Raw genomic sequence first — 15,380 nt, 5'->3', positions numbered from 1 at the left:
GTAAATAGCGCGGTCAACAACGCGGTCCTTCAAGGACCGCGTTTGCCTAGATGAACCGGCCGGGCCGGAAGGCCGCGTGTCGAGATGCGGCGGCGCCGTCCAGCATCAGTTCCGCCAGCACCTTTGCCGTGCCCGGCGCGGTGCTGAAGCCGATGTGCTGGTGCCCCAGCGCCAGCCACAGGCCGGGATGGCGCGGCGCTTCGCCGATCATCGGGCGGCTGTCGGGCAGGGTGGGGCGGCGGCCCAGCCAGGCGGCGGCGTCCAGCCGGTCGCCCAGCGGGAAGGCCTCGCGGGCGCGCTGTTCCGCGAGATCCAGCTGCTCGGGACGCGCGGGCACCTCGCAAGCGTTCAGCTCGACGCCCGTCGACAGGCGCAGCCCGCGCGCCATGGGCGACAGCACGTAGCCGCCGCCGGTGTCGTAAACCGGCCGCGTGACGCGCGCGCCCTCGCGGCCGCTGTAGTGCATGTGATACCCGCGTTCGAACGCCATGGGCAGGTCGATACCGGTGGTCTTGAGCAACGCCTTGGACCACGGCCCCAGCGCGACGACCAGCCGGTCGGCCGACACCGATTCCGATGCGCTTGTCCCTTGCACCGCCCAACCATTGCCGTCGCGGCGGATGGCGGCGGCGTCCATCCGCTTGAACGTGCCGCCCTCGCGCTGGAACAGGCGGGCGTACGCGGCGACGACCTCGTGCGGATCATCCACCGAATACGAACCCTGAATCCACAATGCGCGGTGAAAGATCGGCGACAGGGCGGGTTCGACCTCGGCAAGTTCCGCAGGGTTCAGTTCGCGGGTCGGCACGTCGTACTGCGCGAAGGTGCGGCGCGCCAATGCGCCCGCGTTCCAGGCCGCCGCCGTGCGGTACAGGAAGATCCAGCCGGTGTCGCGCAGCCGGTGGCGCGCGCCGCTTTCATCCAGCAGCTTCAGGTGTTGGGGCGCGGACAGCCGGATCAGGCCGTCCAACGCGCGGGCAGTCTCCTGGAAGACGGAAGGCCGCGCGCTCATGAGGAATCGCGCTGCCCAGCCCAGGTTCGACGCCAGGTAGGGCCAGCGGTATCGGAACTGGACGGTGTCGTTCTTCAAGAGACGCGGCAGTTGTCCCCAGAGGCCAGGGTGATTGAACGGCATCAGTGAACTGCGGGCCAGCCCCCCGGCGTTGCCCATCGACGTTTCCATCCCGGGCGCCTGCCGATCCACAAGCGTGACCGACATGCCACGCCGCTGCAGTTCCAGCGCGCAGCAGACGCCGATGATGCCGGCGCCCAGCACGATGACGTGATTACCCATGTCTTGTCTCATCCTTGTCGATGGCCGCCCAGAATACGCGCTGCTGCCGTCACGCCCCACCATGAGGCTTCTTCAAAAACCGAATACCCCGACAGGTCGGCGTGCGCGAACAGCACCGGACCGTCCACCGCACGCAGGGCAGCCAGGCCCGGATTGGACAGGTAGCCGCACACCGGCGTAGCCATGGCGTGGCCACGCACCGTGATCTCCAACTGGCGCGCATTGCGCCAGAACTCCTTGCCATACGCCGCCACCAGATCCACCGCGGCCACGTCGCGCAGGTCTTGCGGGCTGGCGCGCGTCAGCCAATCGCGCGCGGCCTGCGGCGTCTGGCCGCTCAGCGCGTGATAGGCGGTGAAGACGCTGCGGGGCGCGCGCGCCACGCGCAGCAATTGATGGGTGGATACGACGTAGCCCAGCGCCTGGCCTTCGTAGACGACGTTGTCCCACGACAGGGGCTCGCCGGGCGATTCCAGGGGATAGCCCTCCATGACGAAGTTCGACACCATCCAGGCCGCGTGCGGCGCGGCATGCGTGGCCGGGTCGTAGCCGTACGCGCGGATGTCCGGCAGCAGGCGCTGCGCCACAAACAGCGGCATGGCGCAGACGGTGCGGCGCGTCTGCACGGCATAGGCGCGAGGCGCGCCGTGCGCAGAATCTTCGACGCACAGGACGCGCGGGCCGGCGGCCAGTTCTTCGATACGCACCGCCGTGCCCGGCAGCAGCCAGTCTGCGTGGCCGAGCTTTTGCGTGATGGCCGCGCGCATCCGTTCGGCCAGCGTCGCCAGCCCGCCCGGCCAGGTCAGCACAGCGCCTTCGCCGGCATTGGCGGCATGGCCGTCGCGGCTGGCAAAGTAATGCAGCCCCGCCCACGCGGAGACGACCTCGATTCCCGCGCCGTAGTCGTCCCGGCAGCAGTAGTTCAGATACCAATGCAGCGCGGGCGAGGTATAGCCTTCACGCGCCAGCCAGTCCTTGAACGTCAGCGCGTCCAGCGCGCGCCACGCCGGATCGCGCGACGACAGGTCGAGCGGAATGCAGAACACCTTGCGGCCGTCGCTGCCGACCTGTGTGCGCAGCTGATCGACCAGCGCCAGAAAGCGCTGGTGCTGGGCGGCGTCGGCATCCGGCACGTCCGTCATCGGCAGCAGGTGTTCTTCCCAGCGCCCGTTGCGCAGCAGTCTTTCCTGCGGGGAATGCACCAGGACGGCTTCGTCGTAGTAGGGACGCGCGTCGCCCGCGCCGCGCTCGATGATGCCGAAGTCGGCCAGCATTTCACGCACGTGGGTAGACGCCAGCGAGGGCAAGGGCAGGTAGTGCGCGCCCAGCGGATAGTCCAGGCCATCGCGCACGCCCGCCGCGGCGTTGCCCGCGAACTCGGGGCCCTGCACCACGACAAAATCGGTGAACCCTTCGCGGGCCAGTTTCCACGCGCAGGAAAGACCCGCCACGCCGGCGCCCAGGATTGCGACTTCATGCTGCCGCGTGGCCGACGGCTGCGGCAGGGCGGCCTTGTCGCGCAGCGCGTGGCCGGCTTGCATGCCGGGAAAGTGCACGTCGGGCGTCGTCTCGACGACGCGCGCGCGCCAATAGCCGACCGAGCCCGCCGCGGCGGCCGTGGCAGCGCCCAACAGGAAGCTGCGGCGCCGCATCAGCGGATGACCTTGCGCCAGTCCTCGTCGAAGTAGCGCACGAGCGATTGTTCGTTCAGGCGGTTCGGCGGCATGGCCAGCGCCGGCATGTCGGCGGGAAAATGAAAGAGCTCGCGCACGGTGACGGCGTCCAGATAGCGCGTGGGCACGGTGATTTTTTCGGGTGGCGCGTAGTCGCGCCGCTTGCTGGCCAGGATGAAACCCCAGTCGCCGAACGACGGCACGTAGGTGTGATACGGCCAGGTGTTCAGGCCCGCTTCCTTCAGGGTTGCGTCCACGCTCCAGAACGAACGCGGCGCGAAGTAGGGCGAGGTGGACTGCACGACCATGTAGCCGTTTTCCGCCAGGTGCCGCGCCATCAGGTGATAGACCGGCACGGAATACAGCCGTCCCAAACCGAAGTTGGACGGATCGGGAAAGTCCACCACGATGAAGTCGTAGACCTCGGCGTGTGTCTCCAGCCACCGCCCCGCGTCGTCATTGATGACGGTGACGCGCGGGTCCTTGAGCGCGCCCGCGTTCAGCGCAACCAGCGGGTCCGATCGCGAAAACAGATTCGTCATGGCCGGATCCAGATCCACCAGCGTGACGTGCTCGACGTTCTTGTATTTCAGGATCTCGCGCACGGCCAGGCCGTCGCCGCCGCCCAGCACCAGCACGTTGCGCGCCCACGGCAGCACCTGCAGGCCGGGATGCACCAGCGATTCGTGATACCGGTGCTCGTCGCGCGACGAGAACTGCAGGTTGCCGTTGATGTACAGGCGCAGGTCGTCGTGCCAGCGCGTCACGGCCAGGCGCTGATACTGCGTGGTCTCGGCGTGGATGATGTCGTCGCCATACAGGCCTTTTTCGGCCCAGGCGGTCATGCTGCCGGAATAGACGAATCCCAGGCCCAGAATCCCCAGCACCACGCCGGCGCGCACGGCTTTTTCGCCGGGGCGGGTGACTTCGGCGCGGAACAGCCAAGTGGTCCACAGCGCGACGCTGGCGTTCAGGATGCCGAACAGGAAGCTGGTGCGCAGCAGCCCCAGCTTGGGCGCCAGCAGCAATGGGAACACCAGCGACACGGCCAGCGCGCCCAGGTAGTCGAAGGTCAGCACGCGGCTGACGATTTCGCGGAATTCGGCCTTGCGCTGGTTGAAGACCCGCATCACCAGCGGGATCTCCATGCCGACCATCAGTCCGATGATGAAGACGCCGACATACAGCGCCGCGCGAAAGGGCGCGGACAGCCACGCGAACACCAGGAACAGGACTGCGGCCGACACGCCGCCCAACAACGCCACCAGCAGCTCGACGTCGATGAAGCGATTCAGAACGTCTTCGTCTCTTACATATTTTGACAACCATGAACCGATGCCCATCGCGAAGAGATAGCACCCGATCACGGAAGAGAACTGAAGGATCGAATCCCCAAGCAAATAGCTGGCGAGCGCGCTGCTGATGAGCTCGTAGCCCAACCCGCAGGACGCAACGATCAATACCGAGAGAATGAGAACGCGGTCGCGCATGGGAGTGTCCGAGCCAAAAAATGCGTTCGCAGTATATCGAACGCGACGTATATACTGCGCGCAATTGGGAGGCTGGCAATGGGAGAAGCAATGCATCCGGCGGTGACCTATCTGATCTATATCGTCTCGGCGCTTGTCATGCTGGGCGTTTTTACGGCGGTCTACACGGCCATCACGCACTACAAGGAATTCGACCTCATCCGCGAGGGCAACATTGCCGCCGCCCTGTCCTATGGCGGCGCGCTGGTCGGCTTCAGCCTGACCCTGTGTTCCAGCATCGCGGTCCACGCCAGCTTCGTCATGTTCGTGGTCTGGGGCGTGGCGGCGATGATCGTGCAGATCGTCGTCTACGCGGTGGTGTCCAAGGCCATACGCGGCATGACCGACGCCATCGCCGAAAACAACATCGCCATGGGCGGCCTGATCGGCGCGATTTCGCTGTCGGCCGGCATCGTCAACGCCGCCTGCCTGACCTGAGCGGCGCGCACTCTCCGATCTGACACAGGAGGACTTTCCATGAGTCTCGGTTCATTCATTCGCAAGCAGTTCATCGACATCCTGCAATGGAACGAGGATCGCGACGGCGTGCTCGCCTGGCGCCATCCGATGCAGGATTTCGAAATCCAGTACGGCGCCAGCCTGACCGTGCGGGAATCGCAGATGGCGGTGTTCGTCAACGAAGGCAAGGTGGCCGACGTGTTCGGCCCCGGCATGTACAAGCTGACGACGCAGACGCTGCCGATCCTGACCTACCTGAAGAACTGGGACAAGCTGTTCGAGTCGCCCTTCAAGTCGGACGTCATCTTCTTCAGCACCCGCCTGCAGTTGGGCCGGCGCTGGGGCACGGCGCAGCCGGTGACGTTGCGCGACAGCGAATTCGGCATGGTGCGTCTGCGTGCGTTTGGCGTGTATTCGTACCAGATATCCGATCCCGGCAAGTTCTACCGCGAAATCAGCGGCACGCGCGACGTGTACACGGTGGACGACCTTGAAGCGCAACTGCGCAATATGGTCGTGGCCGCCATGACGACCGCCCTGGGCAGTTCCAAGGTGCCGTTCCTGGACATCGCCGGCAACCAGGGCCTGATGTCGCAGAGCATCGCCGAACAGCTCGCGCCCGTGTTCGACCGCTACGGCGTCAAGCTGGACAACTTCACGGTCGAGAACGTGTCGTTGCCTGAAGAGCTGCAAAAGGCGCTCGACACCCGGATCTCGATGGGCATGGCCGGCGACCTGGGCAAGTTCACGCAGTATCAGACGGCGACGTCGATTCCGCTGGCCGCGCAGAACGAAGGCGGCATTGCGGGCATCGGCGCGGGCCTGGCGGCCGGCGCGGCGCTGGGCCAGACGATGGCGCAGGGACTGGGCGTATCTCAGGGCCAGCCGCAGCAGCCGGCCCCACAGCAGCCGGCCCAACAGCAGCCGCAGCAGCCGCAGCAGCCGACGCAACAACCCGCCGCTCAGCCCGCGCAGGCCGATCCGGTGCAGCGCCTGCAGCAATTGAAAGACCTGCTGGACAAGGGCCTCATCACGGCGGCGGACTACGACTCGGCCAAGGCCGAGGTGCTGAAGAAACTCACCAGCTAAGGCCCCATGCAGCAGGTTCTGTGTCCGCAGTGCGGCGCCCCAGTCAAGTTCACGTCCGCGGCCTCCGTCATGGCGGTCTGCGGCGCCTGCCGCAGCACCTTGCTCAAGGATGCCGAGTCGGTCAGGCGCATCGGCGAGGCGGCCGACGTCCTTGAGGACTATTCGCCGCTGTGCCTGGGCGCGACGGGCACCTATGACGGCAAGCGCTTTGACGTCATCGGCCGCATCCAGATGCGCTTTGACGAGGGTTTCTGGAACGAGTGGTACGTGTGGTTCGATGACGCGTCCGACGGCTGGCTGTCGGACGCCTCGGGCCAGTATGCCGTCACGCGGCGGCGCAAGGTCAAGTCCGTGCAGGAGATGCCGGCGTTCGACAGCATCTCGCCCGGCGACGAACTGAAGCTCGACGGCCAGCGCTTCGTGGCGGCGGACGTGCGCACCAGCCAGGCAGGCGGCGCGCAGGGCGAGCTGCCCTTCGTGCCGGGCGACGGCTGGCAGGCCAAGGTGGCCGACTACCGCAGCCTGGACGCGTTCCTGACGCTGGATTTCTCCGACGGTCCGCAGCCCGAACTTTATATCGGCAAGGCGTTCGACCTGTCCGCCATGCAGGCGGGCTCGTTGCGCACCAAAGAACAGGTCGAGGAAACCGCGGGACGCTTCCGCGGCCAGATCAAGGCGCTGGACTGCCCGAACTGCGGCGCGCCGATCTCCTTCGTGGCCGCCATGGCCACGAATGTCGTCTGCCCGTCGTGCGCCGCCGCCGTCGACTGCTCGGGCCCCACCGCCGAGGTCATCGAAAAGGCGCGCAAGGTGCAGAAGATCCGCGCCACGTTGCCGCTGGGCTCGGTCGCCAAGATGGAAGGCGCCGACTTCACGCTGATCGGCATGATGAAGTGCGCCGATCCCGATCCCGAAGAACCTTCAAGCTGGATGGAATACCTGCTGTTCAACCCGGCCAAGGGGTTCGTCTGGCTGGTGGAGTCCGACGAGGGTTGGGAACGCGTGCACGTCTGCGACACCTGGCCCAGCCACAACAACGCCACCAGCGTGCGCTGGCGCAACCGGGTGTACCAGAAGCTGTACGACTACACCTCGCGCGTTGAAATGGCGCTAGGCGCGTTCAACTGGCGCGTCAAGGTGGGCGACAGCACGCAGATCACGGATTACCAGGTAGGCACGTTGAAGCTGACCCGCGAACTGGCCGACAAGGAACTGGGCTGGTCGGCGTCGGCGCCGGTGTCGCCGGCGCAACTGGCCCAGTGGTTCGACCGCCCGGAGCTCAATCGCCAGAAGGCGATGCGGGTGGCGTCGGCCAAGGGCGGGGGCGGCTATCGCAAATGGGCCAAGGGCGCGCTGATCGCGATGGTGTTCCTGAACTTCAACAATATTTTTGCCGGCCGCTTCATTCCGGTTCTGATCGGGATGGTGTTTCTCTGGCTACCGGCCATGCTGGCCGACATGCTGACAGGCGAGGACGAATAGATGAAGGGCAAGTTGTTGTATGCCATGTACGCGATGGTGGTCGTGCTGGCCACCACCAGCGCCAGTGCGCCGGGCACGCGCATCTCCGGCGGCAGCAGTAGCAGCAGTTGGGGCAGCAGCTCCTCGGGCGGCTCGGGCTGGTCCTCGGGCGGATCCCACAAGTGACCGTGTACGGGACACCCGGCCGGCACGTGCTGGCGGACTTCCGCGGCGTGGCGCCAGACCTCCTGACCGACGCGCAGGCGCTGGAACGGCACATGACCGCGGCGGCGCGCGCGGCCGGGGCGCAGGTGCTGAGCACCCATTTCCATCATTTCGGGGAAGGGGCGGGGGTAACCGGCGTGATCCTGCTCAGCGAATCCCATATCAGCATCCATTCCTGGCCGGAGCACTGCTTCGCGGCCCTGGACATCTTCATGTGCGGCGCGGCCCGGCCCGAAACCGCGTTGGACTTTCTGCGCGTCGCGCTGGCGCCCGAGTCCGTGCACGTCACCACTGTCGACCGCGGCTGATTCCGCCGCCCGGCGTCTCCCTTGATATTTCATAAACCCCTGTGGCAAGCGAAATTGACGACCGTTATATACCTGGATATATTTCGATCCTGACCCGCCGCCATCCACAGGAGAAATACATGTTGCACAAACGCCCGCTCGTGGCGCTGACCGTGGCGTTCGCCGCCTGGAGCGCCAATGCCAGCGCCGGAGAAATCGTGGTGTCGGCCGCCGCCAGCCTGACCAATGCCTTCAAGGAAGTGGCGCAGGGCTTTGAAAAGGAACATGCCGGCACAAAGGTGGTCCTGAACTTCGGCGCCTCCGACGTGCTCTTGCAGCAGATCGTGAAGGGCGCGCCCGCGGATGTATTCGCGTCCGCCGACCAGAAGGCGATGGACAAGGCGGTCGAGGAAAAGGCCGTCAAGCCCGCCACCCGCGTGGACTTCGCGGCCAACCAGATCGTGCTGATCGTTCCGACCGACAGCAAGGCGGGCATCAAATCGCTCAAGGACCTGGAGCGCGACGAGGTCAAGCGCATTGCTTACGGCAATCCGGCCTCGGTGCCGGTCGGCCGCTATACGCAGGCCGCGCTGCAGGCCGAGGGTCTGTGGGACGCCGTGCAGGCCAAGAGCGTGCTGGCGCAGAACGTGCGCCAAAGCCTGGACTACGTGGCGCGCGGCGAGGTCGATGCGGGCTTCGTGTTCGCGACCGACGCGGCCATCATGCCGGGCAAGGTCAATGTCGCCGTGCGCGTGCCGTCGACCACGCCCGTGACCTATCCCATTGCGTTGACCACGCGCGAGGCCGCGGCCAAGGAGGCCGAGAGCTTCGTGGCCTATGTCATGTCGCCCGCCGGGCAGGCGATACTGTCGCGTTTCGGCTTTCAGAAGCCCTGAGTCTTTGTTGAATCGTAGGTATCGATGAGTGATCCGGTCTGGGTCCCGCTGCTGCTTTCCCTGAAAGTGGCCGGTTGGGCGACGCTTTTGGCGACCGTGGCCGGCACGGCTGCGGCGTACGGCCTGTCGCGCTGGCGCTGGCCCGGCCGCGACCTGCTGGACGCCATCCTCACGCTGCCGCTGGTGCTGCCGCCGACCGTGCTGGGTTACTACCTGCTTGTGCTGCTGGGCCGGCGCGGCATCATTGGCGAGACGCTGGCGCGCTGGAATATCGAGCTGGTCTTCACGTGGCAGGGCGCCGTGATCGCAGCGTCGGTGGTGGCTTTTCCGCTTGTGTTCAAGTCGGCGCGGGCCGCGTTTGAAAACGTGGATGGCCAGCTTGAAAACGCGGCACGCGTGCTGGGCGTGGGCGAGGCGGGCGTGTTCTTTCGTGTCACCTTGCCGCTGGCTGCCCGCGGCATCGCGGCCGGTGTGCTGCTGGCGTTTGCGCGGGCGCTGGGCGAATTCGGCGCCACGCTGATGATCGCCGGCAACCTGCCGGGCCGCACGCAGACGCTGTCGGTCGCCATCTATGAAGCGGTGCAGGCGGGCGATGACGCCACCGCCAACATGCTGGTGCTGGTCACATCCATCACCTGCATCGTCGTGCTGCTGGTCGCCGGCAAGCTGGTGCCCATCGGCGCTGGCCAGCGCAACGGAGGCGGGCGATGAGTATCGACCTTGCCGTGCGCAAGCATATGGTGTCGGGCGACCGCAAATTTGAACTCGACGTGCAGTTCAGGTCGGCCGCCAAACGCATCGCGCTGTTCGGGCCCTCGGGCGCGGGCAAGAGCCTGACCTTGCGGGCCGTGGCCGGATTGCTGCGCCCCGACGCCGGGCGCATCGTCATCAATGGACGGGTGCTGTTCGACAGCGAGTCGGGCATGAACCTGCCGGCGCGATCGCGCCGCGTGGCGTACCTGTTCCAGGACTACGCGCTGTTTCCCCATCTGACCGTGGCGCAGAACATCGCATTCGGCCTGCGCGGCGGTTGGCTCAATCCGCCACGCCGCGAGGTGACGCGCGAGGCGCAGCGCTGGGTCGACGCTTTTGAACTGGGCGCCATCGTCGGCAGCTATCCCAACGAGATTTCGGGCGGGCAGAAGCAGCGCGTCGCGCTGGCGCGGGCGCTGATGCTGCAGCCCGACATCCTGCTGCTGGACGAACCGTTTTCCGCGCTGGACTCGCAGTTGCGCGGCAAGATGCGGCAGGAACTGGATGCGTTGCAGCGGCAACTGGATGTGCCGATGCTGCTGATCACGCACGATCCCGCGGACGTGGAGGCCCTGGCCGACGAGGTGTTCGAGGTGCGCGAGGGCAGGGTGGGGCGCCACGACGAGAACGTGGGGCTGTAATCAACATGGTGAAAGGCCTGATCCACCTGACGCCCGGACTTGGGTGAAGGCCGCCGCGACTGCAGAAGTCAGTCCAGCACGCCGAGAATCACGCTGGACGCCTTGAAGATCGCCACCGCCTCGGCGCCGACATCCAGCTTCAGGTCTGCGGCGCTCTCGTTCGTGACGATGGCCGCCAGCGTGGCGCCGCCGTCCATGGCAATCAGGATTTCGCTGTTGACGGCGCCCGGGCGCAGATCAGTAATGCGCCCCTGCAACTGGTTGCGCGCCGACAGGCGCAGACCAGGCCCCGGCGCGCCGACGATGACCGACGACGCCTTGACCAGCGCGATGGCTTCCTTGCCGGGCGCAAGGCCCAGCTCTTTGGTGCTTTCGCGGGTGATGGTGGCCGTGACCGTGTGGCCGCCGGCGATGCGCAGCACCACTTCATCGTTGACGGCGCCTTCGCGGATCTCGATGACGGTGCCCAGAAACTTGTTGCGTGCGCTGGTCTTGAGCATGAAACGCCTCATCAGGTCGATGTCGCCGCTGGCATCCAGCCCCGCGCGCGTCAGGTTGTCCATGAACTTGCGATGTTCGACTTCAAGCGCCCGGAAGGTCGTGATCAGGCGGCGCGCCCGGTCAGTCAGCTGCGTGCCGCCGCCGCCCTTGCCGCCCGCCGCACGCAGCACCAGCGGTTCGCCGGCCAGGTTGTTCATGGCGTCGATGGCGTCCCACGCGCCCTTGTAGCTCATGCCCACGGCGCGCGCCGCCGCCGTGATCGATCCGGTCGCGTCGATCTGCGCCAGCAGATCAATGCGGTTCTTGCCGCCCCAGGTCTGGGCGCCGGAGCGAAACCAAATGGAGCCGTCGAGTTCAAGCATGGGCGTGTCTGTAGGGATGGCCGGAAGCGACCGGAAGTGTAATGGACCCGGCGCGCGGGGCGTTGGGGAAGTGGTCCTGCGCGGCGTGGAAGTCGTCCTGCACGGCCACGGCAGTCCGGACGCGCCGGTGAACAGGCACCCCCAATCTGGCGGCACGCGCGGCATCGCGTGATCTTGCCTGGAATTTTGGTGGTTGCGAATGAGATTCTGTTGAAACTTTGATGGCTTCGCGGCACTATGTGGTCGCCTTGAACTCACGGAGAGATCGACATGAAAGCGTTGAAATTGCTGACGGCGGGTTCCATGACGGCATTACTGGCGGCCTGCGCCTCAGGCCCAACGGTCAAGAGCGATTACGACCACCAGGCAAATTTTGCGCAGTACCAGACGTTCGGCTACATGTCTCCGCTGGGGACGGACAAGGCCGGCTACAACACGCTGCTGACCGAACGGCTCAAGAGCGCGGCCCGCGGCCAGATGGAAATGCGCGGCTATACCTACAGCGCCACCAATCCCGATCTGCTTCTGAATTTCGGCGCGAAGCTCCAGCAGCAGACCGAAGTCACGCCCGGCTTCGCGCCCATGGGCCCGTATTACGGGTATCGCACCGGTTTCTACGGCGGCTGGCCCGGCTACGGCTGGGGCGACGACGTCTACCAATACACCGAAGGCACGCTGAGCGTCGACCTGGTGGATGCGCGGCGGCGGCAACTGGTCTGGGAGGGCGTCGCCGTGGGCGAGGTCCAGAATCCCGACAGCGCGGGTTCGGCGGAGAACGTGGACAAGGTGGTGGCGGAGGTCTTCGCCAAATACCCGTTCCGCGCCGGTGTCGGCACGCCGCAGGTGCCGGACAAGACCAAGCGATAGAGGACGCCGCATGACCGCTCGCCGCAAGGCCCTGGCTGAAGACACCGGCGATACGCCGCCCTACGATACCGTCGCGCTCGTGCTGCAGGGCGGCGGCGCGCTCGGTTCCTACCAGGCGGGGGTGTACCAGGGCCTGCACGAAGCCGGCATCCGGCCCAACTGGATTTCCGGCATTTCCATCGGGTCGATCAACGCCGCCATCATCGCAGGATCCCCGGAAGACGAGCGGGTCGACCGGCTGCGCGGCTTCTGGGAAAGTATCTGCCGGCCTACCGGTTTTGCCTCGTTGCCCTGGGGTGATGCCTTCACCCGCATGTTCGAGGGCCAGCCGTTTGGCTTTGGCTCGCCCGCGATGAACGGGCAGGTCTCGGCAATGCAGGCCCTGTTGACCGGCCAGCCCGGTTTCTTTAAGCCGCGCTTTCCGCCGCCCTATCTGGTGCGGGGCCGCGGCGCCGCTTCCACCAGCTTCTACGACACCACGCCGCTGGCCGACACCCTGCGCCAGTTCGTGGATTTCAAGCTGCTCAACAGCGGCGCGGTGCGGGCCAGCTTCGGCGCCGTGAACGTGCGCTCGGGCAACTTCGCGTATTTCGACACCCTGCATCACACGCTGGGGCCCGAGCACGTCATGGCCTCGGGCGCCTTGCCGCCGGGGTTCCCGTCGGTGGAGATCGGCGGCGAGCACTATTGGGACGGCGGCGTGGTCTCCAACACGCCGCTGGCGCAAGTGCTGACCACCGAAAACATGCGTGACACGCTCGCGTTCCAGGTCGACCTCTGGCCGGCGCGCGGCGAACTGCCCACGTCGCTCGAAGAGGTGGCCGAGCGGCAAAAGGATATCCAGTATTCCAGCCGCACCCGTCTGGTCACCGATCAGTTGCGGCGCGTGCTGAAACTGCGGCACGGGCTGCAGCGGCTGCTTGAGCGCCTGCCGGAAAGCGAACGCGACGCGCCGGACCTGGCCGACATCCGCAAGCTTTCGCACACGCCGGCCACCAACATCATCAACCTCATCTACGAGGCCAAGCACCGCGAGCGGTACTCCAAGGACTACGAGTTCGGCACCGAAGCCATGCGCGAGCACTGGGAGTCGGGATTGACGGACATCCGCCGCACGCTTGAAAAGCCGGGCATCCTGGCCCGTCCGACGCAGGACAGCTGCTTCGTCACGCACGACATTCATCGCAACGGCACCCATCATTCGTAGCTGGCGGCGGGATCATCCGGCGGCGTAAAAGTCGGATTGGTCTGATAGATGAGCGGCGACGGGCGCAGAACCCCGCCGTGAGGGTAGCCTTCCGGGACAAACCGCAACCTTGTTCCGGGACGGGCCGCCCCAAAGCGTGCCACCGGCCGTCCTGGTGGAGATCCGCCTTGAACGCTCCCTTTCCTGATCCCGGTATCGCTTCCGTTCACGCCGGCGTTTCTGCCAGCGTTGCGCCTGGCATGACGGCTGGCGTTGCTGCCGGTGTTAATGCTTCCGGCCCGTGGTCTTCCAGCCAGGCGCACGAACCCGTCGACGGCTGGTGGAGCCTGCTCTATTGGGGCTGGACGCTGCAACTGCCCAACGGCGTGCGGCTGGATCTCACCGAGGTCGAGCGCGCCTGCTTTGCGTGCCTGTTGAAGAACCCGCGCCGCGAACTGGCCCGCAGCGAAGTGAAATCCTTGCGGGGCGGCATGAACATGCGGTCGCTCAACGTCGCTATCTGCCGGCTTCGCACCAAGGTCCGCCTTGCGGGCGCACGGCTGCCGCTGCACACGGTGCATGGCGTGGGCTACGCATTCCTGGGCAATCTGCGGGAGCTCGCCACCGGCTAAAAATTGTTGCGGAATTACTCCCGAAAGTTCCCCCGAACTGCCCGAAAGTACGTGATTTCCCCAATATCTGAGTTACATTACTGGGCTATTCACGTGTCGTTGGTGACGCTTGGTCATGATTTGATCGCTGCCTCCTGGCACGTTCGGATTGCTGCGGTTCCTGACGCGATTTCACGACGCGATTCATTACGCTACGCGGGGGTTTCAATGCGGTTTTCGCCTAAACGATTTTCGGGTCTGGCTGTTTCCGGTGGCGTCCTCGCGCTGATATTGGCGGGTTGTGGTGAAAAGCCCCAGATGAATCCTGGCATGCCCCAGGTCAGCGTCGTCACCGTGCAGCCGCAGCGCGCACCCATCGTCTCTGAACTGCCCGGCCGCGTGGACGCCGTGCGCGACGCGCAGATCCGCGCCCGTGTCACCGGCATCGTGCAGCGCATCACGTTCGAGCAGGGCGGCGATGTGAAAGAAAACCAGCTGCTGTTCAAGATCGATCCGGCGCCCTACAAGGCCGCCTACGATCAGGCAACGGCGCAGTTGAAGCAGGCGCAGGCCAACCTGTTCAGCGCCAAGCTGCTGGCCGACCGCTACGCCCCGCTGGTCAAGGCCAACGCCGTCAGCAAGCAGGAATATGACAACGCCGTGGCATCCTTCCGCCAGGCCGACGCCACCGTCGCCGCCGCCAAGGCCGCGCAGGACAACGCCGCGATCAACCTGAGCTACACGGACGTCACCTCGCCGATCACCGGCCGCATCGGCAAGCCGCTGGTCACCGAAGGCGCGCTGGTCGAATCCACCTCCGCCACGCAGATGGCCACGGTGCAGCAGCTGGACCCCATCTACGTCGACTTCACGCAGTCCACCGCCGACCTGGCCGCGCTGCGCCGCGCCTTTGCCAGCGGCCGGCTGCAGCAGGTGGGCAAGGACGCGGCCCGCGCCACCGTCGTGCTCGAAGACGGCTCCGAATACGATCACCCCGGCAAGCTGCTGTTCACGGGCATCACCGTGGATCCCAGCACGGGCCAGGTGAACCTGCGGGCCGAAGTCCCCAATCCCGACGGCATCCTGCTGCCCGGCATGTATGTGCGCGTCCGGCTGGAGCAGGGCTTTGACGACGTTGCCCTGATGGTTCCCCAGCAGGCGCTGCAACGCACGGCCGACGGCAAGCAGAGCCTGATGCTGGTGCGCGACAACAAGATTGCGCAGTCGCCGGTCACCACCGGTGGCGCCTTCCAGAACAACTGGTTGATCACCAGCGGCCTGAAGGCCGGCGACGTGGTGGTGGTCGAGGGCTTCCAGAAGATCCGTCCCGGCGCGCCGGTGCAGGTCAGCCAATGGAAACAGGGCGGGGCGCCCGCACAGGGCGGCGCGCCAGCCGCGCAGCCTGGCGCCAAGCCCGCTGAGGGTGCCGCAGCCCCCGGTGCAGCCCCCGCCGCCAAGCCCGCCGAATCCGCCCCGCAGCCCGGCGCCAAGCCGGCCGAACCTGCCCAGCAGGACAAGGCCGCAGGCCAGAAATCGTAAGCGGCAC

16 protein-coding genes are annotated in these 15,380 nt (G+C 66.2%); 12 read left to right on the top strand and 4 right to left on the bottom strand.

Annotation, left to right across the window (positions count from 1 at the left end):
* Positions 1–46: 46 nt before the first annotated feature.
* The 3 genes from AB3147_RS18545 to AB3147_RS18535 are packed head-to-tail and all read right to left on the bottom strand — an operon-like array spanning position 47 to position 4,457.
* Positions 47–1,294 carry an NAD(P)/FAD-dependent oxidoreductase gene (locus AB3147_RS18545; protein WP_367352662.1) on the bottom strand — a complete coding sequence of 416 codons (1,248 nt, stop codon included), beginning with the start codon at positions 1,292–1,294 and terminating at the stop codon, positions 47–49.
* Between the two features lie 8 nt (positions 1,295–1,302).
* Positions 1,303–2,946, bottom strand: a complete 1,644-nt coding sequence (locus AB3147_RS18540) for an NAD(P)-binding protein (protein ID WP_367352661.1) — start codon at positions 2,944–2,946, stop codon at positions 1,303–1,305.
* Positions 2,946–4,457, bottom strand: coding sequence for a polyamine aminopropyltransferase (locus AB3147_RS18535; protein ID WP_175123640.1), 1,512 nt, complete (start codon positions 4,455–4,457; stop codon positions 2,946–2,948). Before AB3147_RS18535 ends, AB3147_RS18540 begins: the two co-directional genes overlap by 1 nt.
* Positions 4,458–4,547: 90 nt before the next feature.
* Here AB3147_RS18535 and AB3147_RS18530 point away from each other — a divergent pair, with 90 nt between their 5' ends.
* The 8 genes from AB3147_RS18530 to AB3147_RS18495 all read left to right on the top strand — a co-directional run bounded on the left by AB3147_RS18530 (position 4,548) and on the right by AB3147_RS18495 (position 10,307).
* Entirely contained in the window at positions 4,548–4,934 is a 387-nt protein-coding gene (locus tag AB3147_RS18530) for a DUF350 domain-containing protein (RefSeq protein WP_175123704.1), read from the top strand.
* A 39-nt stretch (positions 4,935–4,973) separates the two neighbouring features.
* The gene (locus AB3147_RS18525) at positions 4,974–6,044 is read left to right on the top strand and encodes an SPFH domain-containing protein (RefSeq protein ID WP_367352660.1); all 1,071 of its coding nucleotides are present in this window, start codon (positions 4,974–4,976) and stop codon (positions 6,042–6,044) included.
* 6 nt (positions 6,045–6,050) lie between these two features.
* Entirely contained in the window at positions 6,051–7,526 is a 1,476-nt protein-coding gene (locus AB3147_RS18520) for a DUF4178 domain-containing protein (protein WP_367352659.1), read from the top strand.
* A complete protein-coding gene (locus AB3147_RS18515) occupies positions 7,527–7,691 on the top strand; it encodes a hypothetical protein (RefSeq protein ID WP_367352658.1) in 165 nt (54 codons plus the stop codon). It begins immediately after the preceding gene.
* Positions 7,688–8,038 (top strand): adenosylmethionine decarboxylase, encoded by a 351-nt coding sequence (gene speD, locus AB3147_RS18510; RefSeq protein WP_175123636.1) that lies wholly within the window; start codon positions 7,688–7,690, stop codon positions 8,036–8,038. The genes AB3147_RS18515 and speD overlap by 4 nt, the downstream gene beginning before the upstream one ends.
* Before the next feature lie 119 nt (positions 8,039–8,157).
* Positions 8,158–8,913: a molybdate ABC transporter substrate-binding protein gene (gene modA, locus AB3147_RS18505; RefSeq protein ID WP_367352657.1), complete on the top strand. Its 756-nt coding sequence runs from the start codon at positions 8,158–8,160 to the stop codon at positions 8,911–8,913.
* Between the two features lie 24 nt (positions 8,914–8,937).
* On the top strand, positions 8,938–9,624 hold the full coding sequence (modB, locus tag AB3147_RS18500; protein ID WP_367352656.1) for a molybdate ABC transporter permease subunit: 687 nt from the start codon (positions 8,938–8,940) through the stop codon (positions 9,622–9,624).
* Positions 9,621–10,307, top strand: a complete 687-nt coding sequence (locus AB3147_RS18495; protein WP_367352655.1) for a sulfate/molybdate ABC transporter ATP-binding protein — start codon at positions 9,621–9,623, stop codon at positions 10,305–10,307. The genes modB and AB3147_RS18495 overlap by 4 nt, the downstream gene beginning before the upstream one ends.
* Before the next feature lie 68 nt (positions 10,308–10,375).
* Here AB3147_RS18495 and AB3147_RS18490 read toward each other — a convergent pair whose 3' ends face one another.
* Positions 10,376–11,170 (bottom strand): TOBE domain-containing protein, encoded by a 795-nt coding sequence (locus tag AB3147_RS18490; RefSeq protein WP_175123632.1) that lies wholly within the window; start codon positions 11,168–11,170, stop codon positions 10,376–10,378.
* A 270-nt stretch (positions 11,171–11,440) separates the two neighbouring features.
* On the opposite strand from AB3147_RS18490, the gene AB3147_RS18485 reads away from it, so the two are divergent.
* The 4 genes from AB3147_RS18485 (at position 11,441) to AB3147_RS18470 (ending at position 15,373) form a co-directional block, all read left to right on the top strand.
* A complete protein-coding gene (locus AB3147_RS18485; protein ID WP_191575751.1) occupies positions 11,441–12,037 on the top strand; it encodes a DUF4136 domain-containing protein in 597 nt (198 codons plus the stop codon).
* A gap of 10 nt (positions 12,038–12,047) precedes the next feature.
* Positions 12,048–13,244: a patatin-like phospholipase family protein gene (locus AB3147_RS18480; protein ID WP_279974309.1), complete on the top strand. Its 1,197-nt coding sequence runs from the start codon at positions 12,048–12,050 to the stop codon at positions 13,242–13,244.
* 167 nt (positions 13,245–13,411) lie between these two features.
* Positions 13,412–13,855: a helix-turn-helix domain-containing protein gene (locus tag AB3147_RS18475; RefSeq protein ID WP_239213247.1), complete on the top strand. Its 444-nt coding sequence runs from the start codon at positions 13,412–13,414 to the stop codon at positions 13,853–13,855.
* Between the two features lie 207 nt (positions 13,856–14,062).
* Positions 14,063–15,373, top strand: coding sequence for an efflux RND transporter periplasmic adaptor subunit (locus AB3147_RS18470; protein WP_175123628.1), 1,311 nt, complete (start codon positions 14,063–14,065; stop codon positions 15,371–15,373).
* Positions 15,374–15,380: the final 7 nt, after the last annotated feature.

Source organism: Achromobacter animicus (genome assembly GCF_040775605.1).
GTDB lineage: Bacteria > Pseudomonadota > Gammaproteobacteria > Burkholderiales > Burkholderiaceae_B > Achromobacter > Achromobacter animicus.
The sequence above is the reverse complement of the archived record's forward strand: the minus strand, read 5'-3'. Positions and strand labels throughout refer to the sequence as shown.